This is a genomic window from Salinisphaera sp. Q1T1-3 (genome assembly GCF_003602005.1).
In the GTDB taxonomy this organism is placed as follows: Bacteria; Pseudomonadota; Gammaproteobacteria; order Nevskiales; family Salinisphaeraceae; genus Salinisphaera.
In genome coordinates this window covers 46,952-66,399 of sequence record NZ_QZWD01000014.1, presented here as the reverse complement: position 1 = coordinate 66,399, position 19,448 = coordinate 46,952, and the positions used below count along the sequence as shown (strand labels likewise).

The window sequence follows — 19,448 nt, the reverse complement described above, 5'->3', positions numbered from 1 at the left end:
CTGATCCTCGACCACGCTCAGTCGAAGCCCAGCAGATCGAAGATCGCACGATCCTTCATCGGCTCGGCGATCAGCGGATCGGTGCCGTCCCAGAGACGCTGGGCCAGTGCCATGTACTCCTGACGTACGGCTTCGACCTCGGGGCTGTCGTCATCGAGCGCGAACAGGGTGCACTTCTTCAGGCGCGACTGACGGATCACGTCGAGATCCGGGATATGCGCCAGAATGTCGAGCCCGACCGAGTCATTGAAGCGCTGGATCTGATCGACGTCGGTCGACCGGTTGGCGATCACGCCGCCCATGCGAACCTTGTAATTCTTGCTCTTGGCCTGGATGGCCGCCACGATCCGATTCATCGCGAAGATGGAGTCGAAATCGTTCGCGGTGACGCACAGCGCACGATGGGCATGCTGGAGCGGTGCGGCGAAACCGCCACAGACGACATCGCCGAGCACATCGAAGATCACCACATCGGTGTCCTCAAGCAGATGGTGTTCCTTGAGCAGCTTGACGGTCTGACCGACGACATAGCCGCCACAGCCGGTGCCGGCGGGCGGGCCGCCGGCCTCGACGCACATCACGCCGTTGTACCCCTCGTAGACGAAATCCTCGGGGCCGAGCTCTTCCTGGTGGAAGTCGACCGATTCCAGGATGTCGATGACCGTCGGGACGAGCGTCTGGGTGAGGGTGAACGTCGAATCGTGTTTCGGATCGCAGCCGATCTGCAGCACGCGCTTGCCCATGCGCGAGAAGGCCGCGGACAGATTGGAGGATACGGTGGATTTGCCGATGCCGCCCTTGCCGTAGACGGCAAAGACCTTGGCGCCGTCGATGGAAACACTCGGGTCCATGCTGACCTGAACGCTGCCTTCGCCGTCCTCGCGCGGATTCTTTCGGCCGATCGAGGAAATCGGGACCTTGGTGGTGTTACTCATGCGGTCTCTGCCTCGGGATGGATGCCTTCGAGCCGGTCCTCGAGTTCGTCGCCGGCTGCGCGAAGCGCATCGAGCATGTCGTCGTCGGGGTTCCAGTACTGGCGTTCCTGCGCTTCGAGCAGGCGATTGGCCATCCGGGCCGACGCGGTCGGATTGAGTTCGGCGAGTCGATTGCGCATCGTCTCGTCCAGAAGATAGGTCTCGCTGATGCGACGGTATACCCACGGGTCGACGGCGGCATTGGTCGCCGACCAGCCCATGGTGTGCGTCACGTGTTCCTCGATCTGGCGGACGCCTTCGTAGCCGTGCGCCAGAAGACCTTCCTGCCACTTCGGGTTGAGAACGCGCGTTCGGGTCTCGAGCGCGATCTGCTCGCTCAATGAACGGACCGTGTTGTTGGCGCGTGTCTGATCGCCGATGTAGCAGGGCTTCTGGCTGCCACTGGCGCGTGCGACCGAGCGCCCGATCCCGCCGAGGCTATCCACGTAATGGCTGATCGAAGTGACGCCGAGTTCGACCGACTCGAGATTCTGGTAGGTCAGGTCGACGTGCGAGAGAGCCGCGGCGAGCAGGTCGGGCTGCTTGACCGGCTCGCCCTTGCGCCCGTAGGCGAAACACTTGCGCTGACAATAGGTTTCGGCGAGTTCATCCTCATCCGACCAGGCCGAGCTGTCCAGCAACAGATTCACGTTGGCACCGTAGGCGCCATCGGCGTTCGAGAACACGCGCAGTGCGGCGGTTTCGAGATCGCAATCGTGTTCGGCCTGATAGGCCAGGGCGTGTGCCCGGATCGGATTGTCCTCGGGCGACTCATCCGCGGCCGTGGCCGCCAGCCAGGCCGCCTCGGCCAGCATTCGGGTGGCCAGCGGCAACAGATCGCGGAAGATGCCCGACAGCGTGAGCACGACATCGACCCGCGGACGCCCCAGCTCGGCCAGTGAAATCAGCTCGGCTCCGGCGACCCGGCCGAACGAGTCGTGGCGCGGACGCGCGCCGAGCAGTGCCAGGGCCTGGCCGATCGGCGTGCCCTCGCTCTTGAGATTGTCGGTCCCCCAGAGCACCAGCGCGATGGAGGCCGGCATGCCGTGGCCGTCGGCCATATGGCGTGCGAGCAGAAGCTCGGCCTGACGTTTGCCGTCGGCCACGGCGAAGGCGCTGGGCAGGCGGAAGGGATCGAAGCCGTGAACGTTGCGCCCGGTCGGCAACACGCCGGGCGTACGCACCAGGTCGCCACCGGCGACCGGTCGGGTGAAACGGCCTTCCAGCGCTCGCAGAAGCGCGGCGGTTTCGCCGTTATCGGCCAGGGCGGCGGCCCGCGCGGTCAGTTCCTCACGCTGGGACGGCGACAGTACCGGCGCGTTATGTTCGGACAGCGGCACGCCGGCGAGCAGGGCATCGACCGTATCGCCATCGAGATCGATGTCGTAACTGGCGTCGGCGATGGCACGCAGCAGCTCGCCCCGGCGCGCTGTTTCCGGTGCCTGGCCCAGCACGTGCAGACCGTCCGGAATATAGGTGCCTTCGAGTTCGCGCAGCTGTTCGGTCAGACGTGCGATCGGCGCGCCGGGCTCGGCCCAGGCCGGCTCGGCCGCCGTCAGGTCCAGGGCGGCGGCTTGGCTCTGGATCAGTTCGGCCAGGCGTGTTGCCTCGGCGACGTCGTCCGGGCCGCAGGCACGCCATCGCGACACGCTGTCCTTGAGATCGATCAGCTCGCGATACAGCCCGGCCTGGGCGAGCGGCGGCGTCATGTAGCTGATCAGCGTCGCCGCCGCGCGGCGTTTGGCCAGCGTCCCCTCGGAAGGGTTGTTGGCAGCGTAAAGATAGACGTTGGGCAGGTCGCCGATGAGACGATCCGGCCAACAGGCACCCGTCAGGCCGGCCTGCTTACCGGGCATGAATTCCAGTGCGCCGTGGGTCCCGAAATGGAGTACGGCATCGGCGCCGAAGTCCTCGCGCAGCCAGCGATAGAAGGCAGAGAAGGCATGCGTGGGCGCAAAGCCCTGCTCGAACAGCAGCCGCATCGGATCGCCTTCGTAGCCGAAGGCGGGCTGGACGCCGATGAAGGCGTTGCCGAATCGCGCCCCCAGAATCTGAATCTGTCGTCCGTCGCTGTTATGGCGGCCGGGGGCAGCGCCCCAGGCTGCCTCGATCTCGGCCAGATGCGTCTCGCGGCTGATGTGGTCGTCGACCGTGATCCAGTCGTGCACGTTGGCCGTGGTGCCGTGGGTGGCCGCATTGCCCTGGATAACGGCCTCGCGCAGCGCATCGACGGATTCCGGCACGACGACGTCGTAACCGGCCTCGGCCAGTGAACCCAGAGTGGCATGCAGCGAGGCCCATACCGACAGGAAAGCAGCGGTTCCGACGTTGCCGGCATTCGGCGGAAAGCCGAACAGCGTGATCGCCACCCGACGCTCGGCGACCGGACGTTGGCGCAGCGCGATGAGCCGGTCGACGCGCGCGGTCAGCCGTTCGATACGCTCGGGATGGCCGCTCATGGCCTGCTTGCCGTCGTGACGGCCGCCGAACACGATCGAACCGGTGGCGCCGTCGATTTCCGGAATCGCCACGTTCATTGTCGCTTCGACCGGCATCAGACCGCGTTGTGAATCCTGCCACTGGGTCAGGCTCTGGAACTCCAGCGCGTGTGCGGCGATGTAAGGCACGTCGAGACGAGCGAGCAGATTCTGGGCGGCTTCGGAGTCGTTGTAGGCCGGGCCACCGACGAGCGAGAAGCCGGTCAGCGACACCAGCGCGTCGATGATCGGCTCGCCGTCGGCGTCGGTGAAGAACGCCTCGATCGTGTTGGTGGCATCCAGACCGCAGGCGAAGGCGGGCACCACGCGATATCCCCGGGCCTCGAGCGATGCGATGACGTCATCGTAGTGGCCGGTGTCGTTGGCCAGTACATACGAACGCATGACGAGCAGGCCCACGGTGCCCCGGACCGCGGTCGCGGCCCATCCTTCGGGCGCGGGCAGATCACTCGGCGTTTCAGTGATGCGGTGCGTCAGGCGCGGGTGGTACAGCCCGTCGTCCGGATACTCGGCCGGCGGCTCGGCGGTCACGTAGCCACGGACTGCGCGCCGCGGTCCGTCGGCGTAGCGATTGACCAGAACGCGCACCATGCCGGCCAGGTTCTCGTCCGAACTGGCCAGCCAGTATTGCAGTGTCAGGAAGTAGACACGCAGATCCTGGGCCGTGCCGGGGATGTAGCGCAGGATGCGCGGCAGACGGCGCAGCATCGCCATCTGCTTGGCGCCCGAGCTGTTGCCGGTCTTCTTGCGCTCGCCCTTGAGGCGTTTGATCAGCGCCAGTGGGCCACTCTGCTTGGCACTCATGTTCAGCCGGCCCAGACGGGTCAGCCTTACCACTTCCCCGGCCGACATGCAGCCCACGATGGCGTCGCAGGCATCGCGCCGGGCCTGCAGGTCGGCCAGCACCGGGTTGATGTGATCCTCCATGAACAGCATGGAGGCGATCACGATGTCGGCCTGGGCGATATCCTCGCGACATGCGGTCAGCGCGGCCTGGTTGTGCTCCCAGTCGCTGGCGGCGTGAAGATTGAGCGTCAGACCGGGCAGATCCTGTTGCAGCGCGGTCTCGGCACGCTCGGCGGCACCCGTCAGATGACGATCCATGGTCACGATCGCGACCCGGATCGGTTGCTCGGAAACAGGCTGATGTCGGCTCGTATGACTCATCGGCTGAAGTGGGCCTTGGCCTCGTAGAGCGTATCGAGCGTGATTTCGCTCAACGCCAGATCTCGAGCATACGCTTCTGTGTTGCGACGTGCCTTGCCACGAACGAAGAAGGGGATCTTCTTGAGTTCGGCTTCGGCATCGGCGTGCCAGGGCGGCGCGTCGTTGGCAGCGTGTTGCGTCGTGGCGGCATCGGTCCGGGTTTCGCCCTCGGCGGCCAGATGCGATGCCGTGGCATCGTCGTGGAACTCGAAGTCGTCGCGGAACATGCCGAGCAGGTGTTCCTCGAGGCCCATCACCAGCGGGTGCACCCAGGTATCGAAGATGACGTTCGCGCCCTCGAAACCGACCTGTGGCGAATACCGGGCCGGACAATCCTGGACATGGAAAGGCGCGGAGATCACCGCGCAACCGATGCCGCGACGCTTGGCGATGTGTCGCTCCATCTGGGTGCCGAGAACCAGTTCCGGAGCCAGTTCCTCGATCATGCGCTCGACGTCGAGATAGTCGTCGGTGATCAGCGCATCCAGATCGTACTGTTTGGCGGCAGCGCGCACATCGCGTGCGAGTTCGCGGCTGTAGGTGCCCAGGCCGACCAGCTCGAAACCGAGTTCGTCGACCGCGATGCGCGCGGCAGCAATGGCGTGGGTGGCATCGCCGAAGACGAAGACCCGCTTGCCGGTCAGATAGGTCGAATCGACCGAACGCGAATACCAGGGCAGACGGGAATGGGTCTGGTCGACGACGTGACTGACGTCCAGACCGGTAAGCTCGCCGATCTCGCGTGCGAAGTCGCGTATGGCGCCGATGCCGATCGGCACCGTATGGACCGTCGGCTGCTTGAACGTTCGTTCGAGCCAGCGACACGTGGTCTTGGCGACTTCCGGGTACAGGCAGATATTGAAATCGGCCTCGGGAATGCGCAGCAGCTCGGCCGGCGAAGCGCCTTCGGGGGCGACGAGATTGACATCTACGCCGATCAGCGACAGCAGCCGCGCGATCTCGGTGATGTCGTCCCGGCAACGGAACCCGAGCGCCGAGGGCCCGAGTACGTTCGCCCGCGGGCGACGCGTATCCGGCATGGGGCTGGCCTGGGTGCCCGGTGCCGGTGCGTGCGGCGTCAGCAGCCCGCGTACCATCTTGTAGAACGTTTCGGCCGCCCCCCAGTTCTCTTTCTTCGAATAGGCGGGCAGTTCGAGCGGTACCACCGGGCAGGGCAGATCCATGCCGGAAGCCAGTGCGCCCGGCTGGTCCTGGATCAGCTCGGCGGTACAGGATTCACCGGCCAGCAACACCTGCGGCTTGAAGCGTTCGGCGGCATCGGCCAGGGCACGCGTGACCAGATTGGCGGTGTCGCCGCCGAGATCGCGTTCCTTGAAGGTGGTGTAGGTCACCGGCGGACGATGATCCCGACGCTCGATCATCGTGAACAACAGATCGGCGTAGGTATCGCCCTGCGGGGCGTGCAGCACCAGATGCACGTCGCGCATGGATGTGGCGATACGCATGGCGCCCACATGCGGCGGGCCTTCATAAGTCCAGAGCGAGAGTTGCATCAGACCGCGAGCCTCTCGTTGCGTATCAGGGGACGGACGAACAACTCGGCCAGATCGGCGGCCTGCTCGTAGCCGTGGACGGGCGAGAAGACCAGTTCGATCGACCACTTGGTCCGTAGACCGGCGGCTTCCAGTGGGTTGGCCAGCCCGAGTCCGCAAACCGTGAGATCCGGACGATCGACGTGCACGCGATCCAGTTGTCGGTCAACGTGCTGGCCTTCCGACAGCCGCACGCCTTCCGGCAGTACGTTCATCTCGCCGGCCAGGATCTGTCGGTCGAGGTAGGGGGTGCCCACCTCGATCGGCCGCATGCCGCATTCGGCGTGGAGAAAACGTGCCAGCGGCACCTCGAGCTGCGAGTCCGGCAGAAAACTGACCGTGAGGCCGGCCAGCGCGTCGCGCATCGGCGCGAGGGCTTTCTGTGCCCGATGACGAGGCGCCTCGGTGACCTGACGAAAAAGTGCGTCATCGACCTGCCAGGCCTCGGCGGCCGCCGCGAGCCATCCGGTCGTGCCTTCGGCGCCGAACGGATAGGGGGCGGCCAGTAGTCGGGCGCCGCGGCCGATCAGGGCCCGCGCGGTGGCTCCAAGAAACGGCTGCGCCAACAGAACGCGCGTGTTCGCCCCGATTGCCGGCAGGTCATCGGCGCGTCGTGAGGGTAGAAAATCCACCTTGTCGATACCCAGCCCCGTGAACAGGCGATGGAACTGGTCCTCGACCACATCGGCGAGCGTGCCGGCGACGATCAGATTGGGCGGTGCGTCGGCGGATGCGGCCGGCAACTCGGGGACCATCGCCTTGAGACAGTTGTCCTCGCCCTGGGTGAAGGTTGTCTCGATGCCGCTGCCGGAGTAGTTGAGGATGCGCACGCGACCGGCGTAACGACCGGACAGCCGTTCGGCAGCGTTCTCGAGGTCCAGCTTGATGACCTCCGACGGACAGGAACTGACGAGAAACAGTGTGGAGATGTTCGGGCGTCGTTCCAGGACTTCGCCGACCACGCGATCAAGCTCGTCGTTGCAATCGGCCATGCCGGCCAGGTCGCGTTCGTCGAGGATCGCGGTCGCGAAACGCGGCTCGGCGAAGATCATCACGCCGGCCGCGGACTGGATCAGATGAGCACAGGTGCGCGATCCCACGACCAGAAAGAACGCATCCTGCATCTTGCGATGCAGCCAGACGATGCCGGTCAGGCCGCAGAAGACTTCGTGCTGACCGCGCTCGCGCAGCACGGCATCGTTGTTGCAGCCGCTGACGGGTGTGCTGGAGACACGCGTGCTGCTCATGTGGCCGCTCCGATGGATGAAGTCCGCGCGCTCTCTTCGCGTCGAGCGGCTCGCAGCTTGAGCACGAACTGCGCGGCATTGATGACATAGCTTGCATAGGCGACCAGGGCGATCGCCATGCACAGCAGCGCGGACAGCCCAGCGAACAGTGCGAACAGATAGGCCGTATGCAGGGCCAGGACCAGCATGCTGAACACGTCCTCCCAGAAGAAGGCCGGCGCGAACAGCCATCGATCGAACACGATCTTCTCCCAGATCGAGCCTGTGATCATGATGGCGTAGAGGACGAGCGTCTTGACGATGACCGACAGTTCGGCCGGCCACTGTCCGTGCCCGGTGAGCACGAACCAGAGCACCAGACCAAGGCTCACGAGAAAGACGATGAACTGGATCGGCGCAAGTACGCCCTGCACGAGGGTCCACGCGGAGGCATCGCGTCGTGCGCGTTGCGCCGGCGTGTACAAGCCGGCACCGTTGGCTGTGGATTGGCTTTGCGTAGCGCCCATGCTCCCTCGCGTCGTGCTTTCGCCGCTTGCGTCGGCGAAAGACAGCCGCATCGCGAGCTGAACGCCGGATGACTGACTGCAATTCGAGACTAGGCCGGCCTCGTGGGACTGTCAATGCGCGAAAGGCCGGGTAGCGTAGGCCGCTCGAACGCGCATGGCGGCTTGGCGGGGCGGGCTCCAGCGGGCCAGGTCTTCGTCGCCGACGAACGGTCATACGCTACGAGGCTCATCGTTCATGGATGCGCTCATCGCGCCGTTTTTTTACTCCTACGACAGGGCGATACGGCCGTCGAGCCCGGCACGACGGGCGGTGCGCTGCCGCAAGAGTGGCGCCGGCGACAAGTGAAAAACGTGCGGGGCCGGTCATCCATCGAGTCGTTGGTCACGCGGGCAAGCCGTCGATCGGTGACGCCGGCTGCCGGGACGGCTCATGCTGGTTGACCCCGCTCGAAGCGCTGCATAACTTGCCGCGATGAGCACGCCCCGTATCCCCGACGTCATCGAGCTGATGAAGCCGATCACGTGGTTCGCGCCGATGTGGGCCTATGCCTGTGGCGTCGTGTCCTCCGGCATGTCGGTCATCGCCGATCCGCTGCCGCTCGTGGCCGGCGTGATACTGGCGGGGCCGTTGCTGTGCGCCAGCAGCCAGGTCATCAACGACTGGCAGGATCGTCACGTCGATGCCATCAATCAGCCGGAACGCCCCATTCCGTCGGGTCGACTGTCGCCGCGGCTCGCCTGCCTGCTGGCGATCGCGCTCAGTCTGGCCAGTCTCTTGCTGGCGGCCGCGCTCGGGCCGTGGGTGTTCGGTACGGCCTGTGTCGGCCTGTTTCTGTCGTGGGCTTACAGTACGCCGCCGCTGCGGCTCAAGCGCGACGGTTGGTATGGCAACGCTGCCGTCGCGCTGTCCTACGAGGGCCTGGCCTGGTTTGCCGGGGCTGCCGTGATGAGCGCCGGTTTTCCCGGCTCGGCCGTGCTGTGGATGGCCCTGTGTTACAGCATCGGCGCGCACGGCATCATGACGCTCAACGATTTCAAGGCCGTGGCCGGAGATCGCGAGATGGGCGTGGCCTCGCTCCCGGCTCGCTACGGCATCCGGCGGGCCGCCAGGCTGGCCTGTCTGGTCATGGCCGGCGCCCAGCTTGTGGTGATCGGGCTGCTTCTGGCCTGGCAGCTGCCCGGTTATGCGGCCGCGATCACGTCATTGCTCATCGCCCAGGGGGGGCTCATGCGACGTTTCATGGCCGACCCGGTGGCACGTGCGCCCTGGTATAACGCGACGGGGACCACGCTCTATGTCATCGGCATGATGATCACGGCCGTCGCGATCCGAGGTCTGTCTTGAACGCCGAGGCCGGTCTGGGCTGGCCGGCAATCGTGCGGCTCGGTCTGGTGCAGAGCGCGTTGGGCGCGATCGTCGTGCTGACCACGGCCACCCTCAATCGCGTCATGGTGGTCGAGCTGGCACTGCCGGCCGTGCTGCCGGGTGCACTGGTTGCGCTGCATTATGGTGTCCAGATCGCTCGGCCGCGCTTCGGCTACGGATCGGATCGTGCCCCGCGTCGAAGTCGCTGGATCGTCGGCGGCATGGCCGTGCTGGCGCTCGGCGCGATCGCCGCTGCGGGCGCCACGTGGCTGATGGCCCATCATGTCGCGGTCGGTATCGCCCTGGCTGTGATCGCCTTTGTAGCGATCGGTGGCGGGGTCGGTGCGGCCGGCACCTCGCTGTTGGCGCTGTTGGCACGCAAGGTCGCTCCGGCACGCCGCGGGGCCGCTGCTGCGGTGGTCTGGCTGATGATGATCCTCGGCATCATCGTGACGGCCGGTGTCGCGGGCGCACTGCTCGAGCCGTTCTCGATGCCGCGACTGTTTCTGGTGGCCACCGCGATCTCGCTCGTCTGCTGGGCGTTGAGTGGTCTGGCGGTGATCGGGGTGGAGGCACGAACCGATGTCGGTGCGCCGCGACAGCCCGCGGTCCCGGGCGATTTCCGTCGCGCGCTGTCGGCCTCGTGGGCCGATCCGCGGGCGCGTCTGTTCACGGTCTTCGTGTTCGTGGCGATGCTGGCCTACAGCATGCAGGATCTGATACTCGAGCCGTTCGCCGGCCGGGCGTTCGGCATGTCACCGGGCCAGACCACTCAGCTCACCGGTCTGCAGCACGGCGGCGTACTGCTCGGCATGCTGAGTGTCGGTGCCTTGGCCAGCGGAATCGGGCTGCCCCGCGTGGGCACGCTGCGTGGCTGGGCTGTGGCCGGCTGCGGTGCCTCGGCACTGGCGCTGGTCGGTCTGGCGATGGCGGCGTGGAGTGGGCCGCCGTGGCCGCTGCGGCCGACCGTGTTCGTGCTCGGCATGGCCAACGGCGGGTTCGCGGTCGCGGCCATCGCTCTGATGATGGGGCTGGCCGGCGGCTCGAGCGGGCCGGACGGTGCCGGCACACGGGTCGGGCTCTGGGGGGCAGCCCAGGCATTGGCGTTCGGTCTGGGCGGGCTGCTCGGCACGGTCGGTGTCGACACGCTCGGCGATCTGGTCGCGCGGCCCTATGCTGCCTACGCCATCGTCTTCATCGCCCAGGCCGTGCTTTTCGTCGCCGCTGCGCTGCTCATGCTACGAATAAAGCCGGAGACCAGGTCCGCCGCCGTGCCCCGGCCAGCAGGAGAGACGTCATGACATCGCAAGCCTACGATATCGTCGTCATCGGCGGCGGGCCGGCCGGGGCAATGGCCGCCTGGGATGCGGCCCGGGCCGGTCATGCGGTGCTCATTGTCGATCGGGGCGGGCGGATCAAGCCGTGCGGCGGCGCTATTCCGCCGCGGGCGCTGACGGAATTCGAGCTGCCCGAATCCCTGCTGGCGGCGCGCGCGCACTGTGCCCGCATGATTTCGCCCGCCGGGCGTGCCGTGGACATGCCCATCGATGGCTATGTCGGCATGGTCGATCGCGAACATTTCGATGAATGGCTGCGTGAGCGGGCTGCCGGCGCGGGCGCCACGCGCTGTACGGCACGGTTCCGGCGGCTGGCCTATCAAGACGATGGTCGGGTTGTGCTGAGCCTGGAGGGCGCCGATCGCGACCTGGCCGACGAGATCGTCGCACGCTGTGTCATCGGCGCGGATGGGGCACGATCGGAGGTTGCCCGCCAGGCGATTCCGGCAGCACGCGATATCCCCTACGTAGCGGCCTATCACGAAATCGTCGAGTCTCCGGCGCCGTCCGCGAATCCGGATTTCGACGGTCAGCGATGTGATGTCTATTACCAGGGCCGTGTCTCGCCGGATTTCTATGGCTGGATATTTCCGCACGGCGGCCAGACCAGCGTCGGCGTGGGGACGGCCGTCAAGGGGTTTTCCATGCGCTCGGCCGTGGCCGATCTGCGCGCCCGGGCCGGACTCGCCGACGGTCGGACCATCCGGCGCGAGGGCGCGCCGATTCCGTTGAAAACACTGCGCCGCTGGGACGACGGCCGGGCCGTGGTGCTGGCCGGCGATGCCGCCGGAGGGGTGGCACCGGCCTCGGGCGAGGGGATCTATTACGCGATGCTGTCCGGTCGCCTGGCGGCCGAGGCGGCCATGGCCTATTGCGAAAGCGGGCGGTCACGCGCGCTGGCGCGTGCCCGCAAGCGCTTCATGCGCGCGCACGGCCGTGTGTTCTGGATTCTCGGCCAGATGCAGCGTTTCTGGTATGTCAGCGACAAGCGACGCGAGCGGTTCGTCAATATCTGTCGGGACCCGGATGTCCAGCATCTAACCTGGGAAGCCTATATGCACAAACGCCTTGTGCGAGCGCGCCCACTTGCCCATATCCGCATCTTCTTCAAGGACATGGGGCATCTTCTTGGTGTGGTTTCCCAGAAATGACGACAGCCGATCCAGCGTTGCTGCAGATCCGGAATCTGGCCTGTGGCCGGGGCGAACGAGCCCTGTTTCGGGGTCTGAATCTGGATCTGGCCGCCGGCGAGATCGTGCGCGTGCTTGGCGATAACGGCGTCGGCAAGACCACCCTGTTGCGCACGCTCGTCGGGCTGCTGCCGCCGCTGGACGGCGAGATCCGGTGGCGCTCGGACGCGCCGGGGGAGGTGCCGTTCGATGCCGTCTGTTTCATCGATTACGACAACGCGCTGTCGCCGGTCCTCAACCCGGTGGAAAATCTCATCGCACTGCTGCGTGTGGCCGGCCAGCGTCGCGCAGCGGTCAGCCAGCGCATTCGCGAGGTGTTGAGTACGCTCGGTCTCGACCGTTTGGCGCACCGGCCCTGCGGACGGCTGTCATCCGGGCAGAAGCGCCGGATCTCACTGGCGAGGCTCTGGCTGACGGATGCACCGGTCTGGTTGCTGGACGAGCCGGCCGCGGCTCTGGATGCCGATACACGCGCCGTCCTGGCGCGTCGGATGGATGCCCATACGGCGAAGGGCGGCGCGATCGTGTATACGACACACGAACCGCTCGATCTGCCGACGACACGCGGCGTGTCGCTTCTCTGATGGGCGGGGTATTCGGCGCCGTGCTCGCGCGCGATCTGCGGATCAGCCTGCGCCAGCGCGGCACGCTCGTGCACCATCTCTTGTTCTTCGTGCTCGTCGTCGCCCTGTTTCCACTCGGCACGAACACCGACGAGACCATTCTGGTTGCCGTGGCGCCGGCATTGATCTGGATGAGCGTGCTGTTGTCGATCCTGCTGTCGTTGCAGCGATTGTTTCGCGCCGATCACGACGAAGGCGTGCTCACGCAGTATCTGGTTTCGCCGGAACCGCTGGCGTTGATCGCGCTCGCCAAGGTCGTGGCCTACTGGTTGATCAGCGGTTTCGTCTACGTGCTGGCGGCACCGCTTCTCGTATTGCTGCTCGGCGTGCCGGTGCATGCGCTCGGCGCGATGATCGCGGCGCTGGCGCTGGGCACGCCGGTGCTGGCGTTGATCGGCGCGATCGGTGTGGCCCTGACGCTGAGCCTGCCACGGGCGGGATTGTTGCTGAGCCTGCTCGTGTTTCCGCTTTATGTGCCGGTGCTGATCTTCGGTGCCGGCGCCATGCGCGCGGCGATCGTCGGGCTGAACTATGCCGGGGCGCTCTATGTGCTGGCTGCACTGGCCGTCCTGGCGATCACGCTGGCGCCGTGGGCGATCGCGGCGGCGCTGCGGATCGGGTCGGAGTGAGGGTGTAAGAATTGAGACTCAGCATCTTGTGTATTATTCAATAGTCGTAAAGGGTAACGCCGTGCAACATGGGTGCGGCCAGCTGTCGGGGACCGTCATGTGTCAATCAAGCGCCGGCATCGCGTGCGTCCGGTCAACAACACGCGGTCATCGCTGATCATGGCGACATCGGCATTCAAGCGCTGGTTTCACCGCTTCGGGTCGTTGCCTTATTTCTACGGGGTCAGCCGGTCATGGGCGCGCTGGCTCGCTGTGCCCGGGCTGGTACTGGCCGGCTATGCCGTGTTCGCGGGCCTCGTGCTCGTACCGGCCGATTACCAGCAGGGCGATGTCTTTCGTATCCTGTACATCCATGTGCCCAGCGCCTGGCTGTCGTTGTTCGGTTACACGGCGATGGCCGTGGCCGGTGTGATCACGCTGGTCTGGCGTCTGAAGCTCGCCGAGATCTTCATCGTGGCCGCCGCACCGATCGGTGCCTCGTTCACGTTCCTGGCGCTGGTCACCGGCGCCATCTGGGGCAAGCCGACCTGGGGTACGTTCTGGGTCTGGGATGCCCGGCTGACGTCCGAGCTGATCCTGTTGTTTCTCTATCTCGGTGTGATCGCGCTGCACCAGGCCATCGAATCGCCCCGGACCGCGGCCCGGGCCTGTGCGCTGCTGTCGATCGTCGGTGTCGTCAACGTGCCGATCATTCATTATTCCGTCGTCTGGTGGACCACATTGCATCAGGGAGCGACGGTCAAGCTCACGGGCGGCTCGCACATGGAGTCCGACATGCTCTGGCCGCTGCTCGCGGGGGCGCTGGGTTTCACGTTGATCTTCGGCTGGCTCACGCTCTGGGGCATGCGCGTGCAACTGCTCTGGCGCGAACGCCGTAGTCGCTGGGTGATGCGGATGGTGCAAGATGGCTGATTCGGTTCAAGAATTTCTGGCGATGGGCGGCTACGCCCGCTATGTGTGGAGTGCCTACGGCATTGCTGCCGTGGTGCTGGTGTTCAACGTCCTGCGGCCGCTCGTCGCCCATCGGCGCCTGAAACGGCGTATTCGCAACGGGGAATTCGTCGATGACTAGAACCCGACGTCGCCGTCTGATGCTGGTCGGTTGTCTGTTGCTCGGCCTGTCCGCGGCCGCGGCCTTGATGCTCACCGCGTTCAAGCAGGACATGCTTTATTTCCACGAGCCAAGCGCGATCGCGGCCGGCACCGTGCCGATCAATACCCGATTCCGCATCGGCGGGTTGGTCAAGATGGGCTCGGTCTCCCGTCCCGGCGACGGCATGACGGTGCATTTCGCCATCGCCGACTGCGATGCCAGCGTGCCCGTGACGTATTCCGGCACGCTGCCCGATCTGTTCCGCCAGGGCCAGGGCGTGATCGCCTACGGCAAGCTCGATGCCCAGGGGACGTTCGTCGCGGATCGCATCCTGGCCAAGCACGATTCGAATTACATGTCCTCGGATACCGCTCGCGCGCTCAAGGCCAAGACAAGCGTGTCCTGCATGCCCTCAAGACTTCAGGCTTCACGATGATTCCCGAACTCGGCCATCTGGCCCTGATCCTTGCACTGGCGATGGCGCTGGTGCAGTCGCTCTGGCCGATCTACGGCATCGTATGTCAGCGCCCTGCCTATCAGCGTGTGGCCGGGCCGGCCGCTGTCGGGCAGTTCCTGATGCTCGGCGCGGCGTTCGTGGCACTGGGCTGGGCGTTCTTCTTCAATGATTTCTCGGTCGTCTACGTGGCCGAGAATTCAAACACGAATCTGCCCTGGTTCTATCGGCTGGGGGCGATCTGGGGCGCCCATGAAGGCTCGTTATTGCTCTGGATGATGGAGCTGGCGATGTGGTCGCTGGCCGTGGCGTTGGCCAGTCGCAGCCTGCCGCGCGAAGTGGCCTCCGGCGTGCTCGCTGTCATGGGCCTCGTCAGCGTCGGTTTCTTGTTGTTCACGCTGACCACCTCGGATCCGTTCACGCGTCAGTTCCCGGCCCCGGGCCAGGGACGTGATCTGAACCCGCTGTTGCAGGATCCCGGGCTGGTGTTTCATCCACCCATGCTCTACATGGGATACGTCGGCTTCTGTGTCGCCTTCGCGTTCGCCATCACGGCGCTGATCACCGGACGCGTCGATGCTGCCTGGACGCGCTGGACGCGGCCCTGGACGCTGGCGGCCTGGGTGTTCCTGACGATCGGCATCACGCTCGGCAGTCTCTGGGCTTACAACGAGCTCGGCTGGGGCGGCTGGTGGTTCTGGGATCCGGTCGAGAATGCGTCCTTCATGCCCTGGCTGGTTGGCACGGCACTCATCCATTCGCTGGCCGTGACCGAAAAACGGGGTATCTTCCAGAGCTGGACCGTTCTGCTGGCCATCACGGCATTCGCACTCTCGTTGCTTGGTACGTTCCTGGTGCGCTCCGGCGTGCTGGTGTCGGTGCATGCGTTCGCGACCGATCCAAGCCGCGGCATCTATATTCTCAGCTTCTTCGCGATCGTGGTTGGCAGTTCTCTGCTGCTCTATGCGATACGGGCGCCGCGCTTCCAATCCGGCAGCGAGCCGGTGGCGGTACTCTCGCGTGAAGGGCTGTTGCTGATGAACAACCTGTTTCTCGTGGTGGCTGCCGCGGCCGTGCTCATCGGCACGCTTTATCCGATTTTCGCCGACGCGCTCGGCTTCGGGCGAATCTCTGTCGGCCCGCCGTATTTCAACAAGGTTTTCGTCCCGCTGACGGCGCCGCTGGTGCTGTTCATCGGCGCTGGCGCGGCCATGGCCTGGAAACGCACCCGTCGCGAAACGCTGAAATCCCGGCTGTGGCTGCCCGCCATCGCGGCCGTCGTCGTGGGCGTGGCGCTGCCGGCATTGACCGTCGGCGTGCACGTCGTGGCCGCCGTTGCCGGCTGCGTGCTCGGCTGCTGGGCGATCGCCACCGCGCTCGAAGAGCTCTGGCGGCGCATCCGCGGCACGCGAATCAAGCTGCCACGCCAGATTCTCGGCATGGCGCTGGCGCACATCGGCGTCGGGATCTTTGTCATCGGTGTGAGTCTGGTTTCCGGATACGGCGGTGAGCGTGATGCCCGTATGGTGCCGGGCCAGTCGGTGGACTTCGGTGGCTACAGCATTGTCTTCAACGGTATTCGTGCCGAGAAAGGCCCGAATTACACCGCCCGTGTCGGTGAGTTCGATATCCGGCGCGACGGCGAGACCGTGGCGCATGTCACCCCGGCCAAGCGCGCCTACGACCACAGCGGCCAGCAGATGACCGAGGCCGGCATCGATCATCGTCTGTTCGGGGATCTGTATGTCTCGCTCGGTGATTCGCTGTCCGGCAAGGCATGGAGCGTTCGGATCTACGATCGGCCGTTTGTCTTCTGGATCTGGGCGGGCGGTTTCCTGGCGGCCTTTGGCGGGCTGCTGGCGCTGTCGGACAAGCGGTACTGGCGTCGGCGACGGGCCCGCGAGACCGACCCGGCGAAGGCCGTCCGATCGCCCGGCCACGGTCCGCTGGATGAGGTGGGCACCTGATGCGCTGGCGTGTGATCATCCCCGGCATCGTGTTGATCGCGCTCGTGGGTGTGCTGGGTTATGGCCTGACCCGTGATCCGCACACGTTGCCTTCGGTGCTCGTCGGGCATCCGGCGCCGCCGTTCGATCTGCCGACGCTCGACAACCCGCAACACACGATCGGTGTCGATGCGATGAAAGGGCGGGTTGCGCTGGTCAACGTATGGGCGAGCTGGTGCGTGGCCTGTCGGAGCGAGGTCAGCGTCATCGCCGAGCTGTCTCAGCGCACCGGCGTGCCGGTACTCGGACTGGATTACAAGGACGATCGTGACGAGGCGCATCGCTGGTTGCGGCGTTTCGGGGACCCCTATGCCCGGATCGCGTTCGATGCGAAAGGCCAGACCGGCATCGACTGGGGCATCTCCGGGGTGCCCGAAACGTTCGTGCTGGATCGACACGGCATCATTCGCGACAAGGTCGTCGGCCCGGTGACGGACGAGACCATGAACGACCGTCTGATTCCGTTGATCGAGAAGCTGCGCGCGGAGGGCGGTTGAACATGCGCTGGACGATCGTCGCCGCGACGTTGCTGCTGGTGGTGCTGGCGAGCGGCGTGAGCTCGGCGGCACCGGATGATGCGCTGACACCGGCACAGAGCGCGCGTTATCACGAGCTGGCGGCTCAGTTTCGTTGCGTCGTCTGCCAGAACCGCAGCATTGCCGCTTCGGACGCGCCGCTGGCCGCCGATCTACGCGAGATCGTGGCACGTCAGATCCGCGAAGGTCGGACCGATCGCCAGATCAAGGCCTATCTCGTGGCCCGCTACGGGGACTGGGTGCTCTATGACCCGCCGTTCAAATTCGGGACGCTGTTGCTCTGGCTGGGCCCGTTCATTCTCCTGCTGATCGGACTCGGCCTGATCGTTTCACTCACCCGTCGTCGGGCACGCAGCGACCGCGATAGCGCCGCCGACGAGACATCGCTCGACCGGGATCGGCTGGCTGCACTGCTGGCCGAGCCGGACGACACGCCGCGCGATACCCACAACTCCAGGGCACGTCGATGATTGTTTTTACGCTCGTCGCCACGGCGATGGTCATCGTCTGTCTCGGTTTCGCGCTCGTGCCGATGTGGCGTACACAGTCGGCGGCGGACGTCGATCGGCGCCGGGCCGCCAATATCGAGGTCTATCGCCAACGCTGCCGCGAACTCGACGCCGACGTCGCCGCGGAACGTATATCGGCTGCCGAGGCGGCAGCAGAAAAGGACGCGCTCGGCGCGCGATTGCTCGCCGATGTCGATGCCGCGACCGAGATGTCCGTCTCGGGCCGGGCCGTGCCGGTCGCGGCCGGCCGGCCGTGGCTGGCCAGCAGCCTGGCGACCGTACTGATTGTGGTGGCCGGGTCGGCTGGTTATCTGTGGCTCGGCAATCCCGGCGCACTTGAAGACAGCGGCATGCCCAACGTCGATCAGATGGTCGGTCAGCTCGAGGCACGCGTCGCCGAGGACCCGAACGATCGCGGCGCACGGCTGATGCTCGCCGAGGCGTATCGCAGTCGGGGCCAGTACAAGAAAGCGGCCGCGACGCTGCATCAGATCAATGCCGCTGCCTCGCCGCCGGACGCCGATCTCCTGGTGGCCGAAGCCCAGGCACGGCTCGCGGCCGGTCAGGACCTGCAGGGCGATGTCGGGCAGTTGTTCCAGCAGGCCCTCGTGCAGGATCCGACCAATCCACAGGCACTGTGGTTTCTCGGTTTGCGAGCCTCCGAGGCCGGCAAACCGAAGGCCGCGGTCCGGTTCTGGGATCGGCTCCTGGCACAGGATCTGCCGCCCAAGGTCGAAAACATGGTGCGTTCGCGGCGCAACGCCTTGGCGGGCGATGTGCCGTCTCTGTAGGCCACTACAGCGATCACGATCCGCGTGACGGATATCATCGGTCGCTACGCGCCGTCGCCAACGGGTGATCTGCATTTCGGCTCCCTGGTTGCAGCGCTGGCCAGCTACTGCCATGCCAAAGCCCGTGGCGGGCTATGGCGCCTGCGTATCGATGATCTGGATACGCCGCGTGTCGTGCCCGGGTCGGCCGAACGGATTGTCGAGACACTGTACGCCTTCGGCCTGAAGCCGGACGGGCCGATCATGTCGCAATCGAGGCGCGGCCCGGCGTATGACGCCGCAATCGCGCAACTCAAGCGTCAGGGGAACGCCTTCGATTGCGGGTGTACACGTCGGGAGGCGAGGCAGGGGCCGCCGGGGGACGAAGGACCGATCTATCCCGGCACCTGCCGTGATGGGCTGCCCGCCGGACGTGAGCCGCGCTCGATTCGTTGTCGCGTGGATGATCGATCGATCCGATTGGTCGACGCCGTGCAGGGGCCGGTGGCGCAATCGCTCGGCCGGGCGGTCGGGGATTTCGTCATTCGGCGTGCCGATGGCATCACGGCATACCAGCTGGCCACCGTGGTCGATGATGCGGCCCAGGGCATCACGGAGGTCGTCCGCGGGGTTGATCTGTTGACCTCGAGCCCGCGCCAGCGATGGCTGCAGCAATGTCTGGCACTGCCGACGACGGCCTATCTGCATGTGCCGATCATTGTCGATGATCGGGGTGAGAAACTGGGCAAAAGCACGGGAGCCCTGGCGCTTGATCGCCGCCGCAAGCGTGAACTGACCTGGCATGGCCTGGCGCTGCTGGGTCATCGTCCGCCGGTCACGCCCGAAGCCCGGTCCACGTCGTGGCTGCTGGACTGGGCGCTGGCCCATTGGTGCGTCGAGCGTATTCCGCAGAAGTCTGCGGTGTCGCTGAACGCGGTCTGACGGTTGGGC

Annotated in this window: 18 protein-coding genes; 13 read left to right on the top strand and 5 right to left on the bottom strand. The window is 65.8% G+C overall.

Translation table 11 applies throughout. The annotated features are described in order from the left end of the window. Nucleotides 1-17: 17 nt before the first annotated feature. From bchL to bchF, 5 genes are read right to left on the bottom strand one after another with little or no spacing between them, the layout of a single operon-like run. Complete coding sequence (gene bchL, locus D3260_RS13160) at nucleotides 18-935, bottom strand: ferredoxin:protochlorophyllide reductase (ATP-dependent) iron-sulfur ATP-binding protein (RefSeq protein WP_120099065.1); 918 nt, start codon at nucleotides 933-935, stop codon at nucleotides 18-20. Beyond that, nucleotides 932-4,639, bottom strand: a complete 3,708-nt coding sequence (locus tag D3260_RS13155; protein ID WP_120099064.1) for a magnesium chelatase subunit H — start codon at nucleotides 4,637-4,639, stop codon at nucleotides 932-934. Before D3260_RS13155 ends, bchL begins: the two co-directional genes overlap by 4 nt. After that, on the bottom strand, nucleotides 4,636-6,192 hold the full coding sequence (gene bchB / locus D3260_RS13150; RefSeq protein WP_120099063.1) for a ferredoxin:protochlorophyllide reductase (ATP-dependent) subunit B: 1,557 nt from the start codon (nucleotides 6,190-6,192) through the stop codon (nucleotides 4,636-4,638). The genes D3260_RS13155 and bchB overlap by 4 nt, the downstream gene beginning before the upstream one ends. After that, on the bottom strand, nucleotides 6,192-7,478 hold the full coding sequence (locus D3260_RS13145) for a ferredoxin:protochlorophyllide reductase (ATP-dependent) subunit N (protein WP_120099062.1): 1,287 nt from the start codon (nucleotides 7,476-7,478) through the stop codon (nucleotides 6,192-6,194). Before D3260_RS13145 ends, bchB begins: the two co-directional genes overlap by 1 nt. Beyond that, nucleotides 7,475-7,984, bottom strand: coding sequence for a 2-vinyl bacteriochlorophyllide hydratase (bchF, locus tag D3260_RS13140; RefSeq protein WP_120099103.1), 510 nt, complete (start codon nucleotides 7,982-7,984; stop codon nucleotides 7,475-7,477). Before bchF ends, D3260_RS13145 begins: the two co-directional genes overlap by 4 nt. A 472-nt stretch (nucleotides 7,985-8,456) precedes the next feature. Here bchF and chlG point away from each other — a divergent pair, with 472 nt between their 5' ends. From chlG to gluQRS, 13 genes are all read left to right on the top strand, one after another. Further along, nucleotides 8,457-9,329, top strand: a complete 873-nt coding sequence (gene chlG / locus D3260_RS13135; RefSeq protein ID WP_120099061.1) for a chlorophyll synthase ChlG — start codon at nucleotides 8,457-8,459, stop codon at nucleotides 9,327-9,329. Then, entirely contained in the window at nucleotides 9,326-10,651 is a 1,326-nt protein-coding gene (locus D3260_RS13130; protein WP_199671505.1) for a BCD family MFS transporter, read from the top strand. Before chlG ends, D3260_RS13130 begins: the two co-directional genes overlap by 4 nt. Beyond that, entirely contained in the window at nucleotides 10,648-11,838 is a 1,191-nt protein-coding gene (locus D3260_RS13125) for a geranylgeranyl diphosphate reductase (protein ID WP_120099060.1), read from the top strand. The genes D3260_RS13130 and D3260_RS13125 overlap by 4 nt, the downstream gene beginning before the upstream one ends. Further along, nucleotides 11,835-12,461, top strand: coding sequence for a heme ABC exporter ATP-binding protein CcmA (gene ccmA / locus D3260_RS13120; protein WP_120099059.1), 627 nt, complete (start codon nucleotides 11,835-11,837; stop codon nucleotides 12,459-12,461). The genes D3260_RS13125 and ccmA overlap by 4 nt, the downstream gene beginning before the upstream one ends. Beyond that, nucleotides 12,461-13,129, top strand: coding sequence for a heme exporter protein CcmB (ccmB, locus tag D3260_RS13115; protein WP_120099058.1), 669 nt, complete (start codon nucleotides 12,461-12,463; stop codon nucleotides 13,127-13,129). The genes ccmA and ccmB overlap by 1 nt, the downstream gene beginning before the upstream one ends. A gap of 159 nt (nucleotides 13,130-13,288) precedes the next feature. Beyond that, nucleotides 13,289-14,041 carry a heme ABC transporter permease gene (locus tag D3260_RS13110; RefSeq protein WP_120099101.1) on the top strand — a complete coding sequence of 251 codons (753 nt, stop codon included), beginning with the start codon at nucleotides 13,289-13,291 and terminating at the stop codon, nucleotides 14,039-14,041. Beyond that, nucleotides 14,034-14,201 (top strand): heme exporter protein CcmD, encoded by a 168-nt coding sequence (gene ccmD / locus D3260_RS13105; RefSeq protein WP_120099057.1) that lies wholly within the window; start codon nucleotides 14,034-14,036, stop codon nucleotides 14,199-14,201. The genes D3260_RS13110 and ccmD overlap by 8 nt, the downstream gene beginning before the upstream one ends. After that, the gene (ccmE, locus tag D3260_RS13100; RefSeq protein ID WP_120099056.1) at nucleotides 14,194-14,658 is read left to right on the top strand and encodes a cytochrome c maturation protein CcmE; all 465 of its coding nucleotides are present in this window, start codon (nucleotides 14,194-14,196) and stop codon (nucleotides 14,656-14,658) included. The genes ccmD and ccmE overlap by 8 nt, the downstream gene beginning before the upstream one ends. Next, nucleotides 14,655-16,643 carry a heme lyase CcmF/NrfE family subunit gene (locus D3260_RS13095; protein WP_120099055.1) on the top strand — a complete coding sequence of 663 codons (1,989 nt, stop codon included), beginning with the start codon at nucleotides 14,655-14,657 and terminating at the stop codon, nucleotides 16,641-16,643. Before ccmE ends, D3260_RS13095 begins: the two co-directional genes overlap by 4 nt. Further along, nucleotides 16,643-17,179, top strand: a complete 537-nt coding sequence (locus D3260_RS13090; RefSeq protein ID WP_120099054.1) for a DsbE family thiol:disulfide interchange protein — start codon at nucleotides 16,643-16,645, stop codon at nucleotides 17,177-17,179. The genes D3260_RS13095 and D3260_RS13090 overlap by 1 nt, the downstream gene beginning before the upstream one ends. Before the next feature lie 2 nt (nucleotides 17,180-17,181). Then, on the top strand, nucleotides 17,182-17,688 hold the full coding sequence (locus D3260_RS13085; RefSeq protein WP_120099053.1) for a cytochrome c-type biogenesis protein: 507 nt from the start codon (nucleotides 17,182-17,184) through the stop codon (nucleotides 17,686-17,688). Then, nucleotides 17,685-18,518 carry a c-type cytochrome biogenesis protein CcmI gene (ccmI, locus tag D3260_RS13080; protein ID WP_120099052.1) on the top strand — a complete coding sequence of 278 codons (834 nt, stop codon included), beginning with the start codon at nucleotides 17,685-17,687 and terminating at the stop codon, nucleotides 18,516-18,518. The genes D3260_RS13085 and ccmI overlap by 4 nt, the downstream gene beginning before the upstream one ends. Before the next feature lie 24 nt (nucleotides 18,519-18,542). Beyond that, nucleotides 18,543-19,439: a tRNA glutamyl-Q(34) synthetase GluQRS gene (gene gluQRS, locus D3260_RS13075; RefSeq protein ID WP_233544073.1), complete on the top strand. Its 897-nt coding sequence runs from the start codon at nucleotides 18,543-18,545 to the stop codon at nucleotides 19,437-19,439. Nucleotides 19,440-19,448 lie beyond the last annotated feature (9 nt).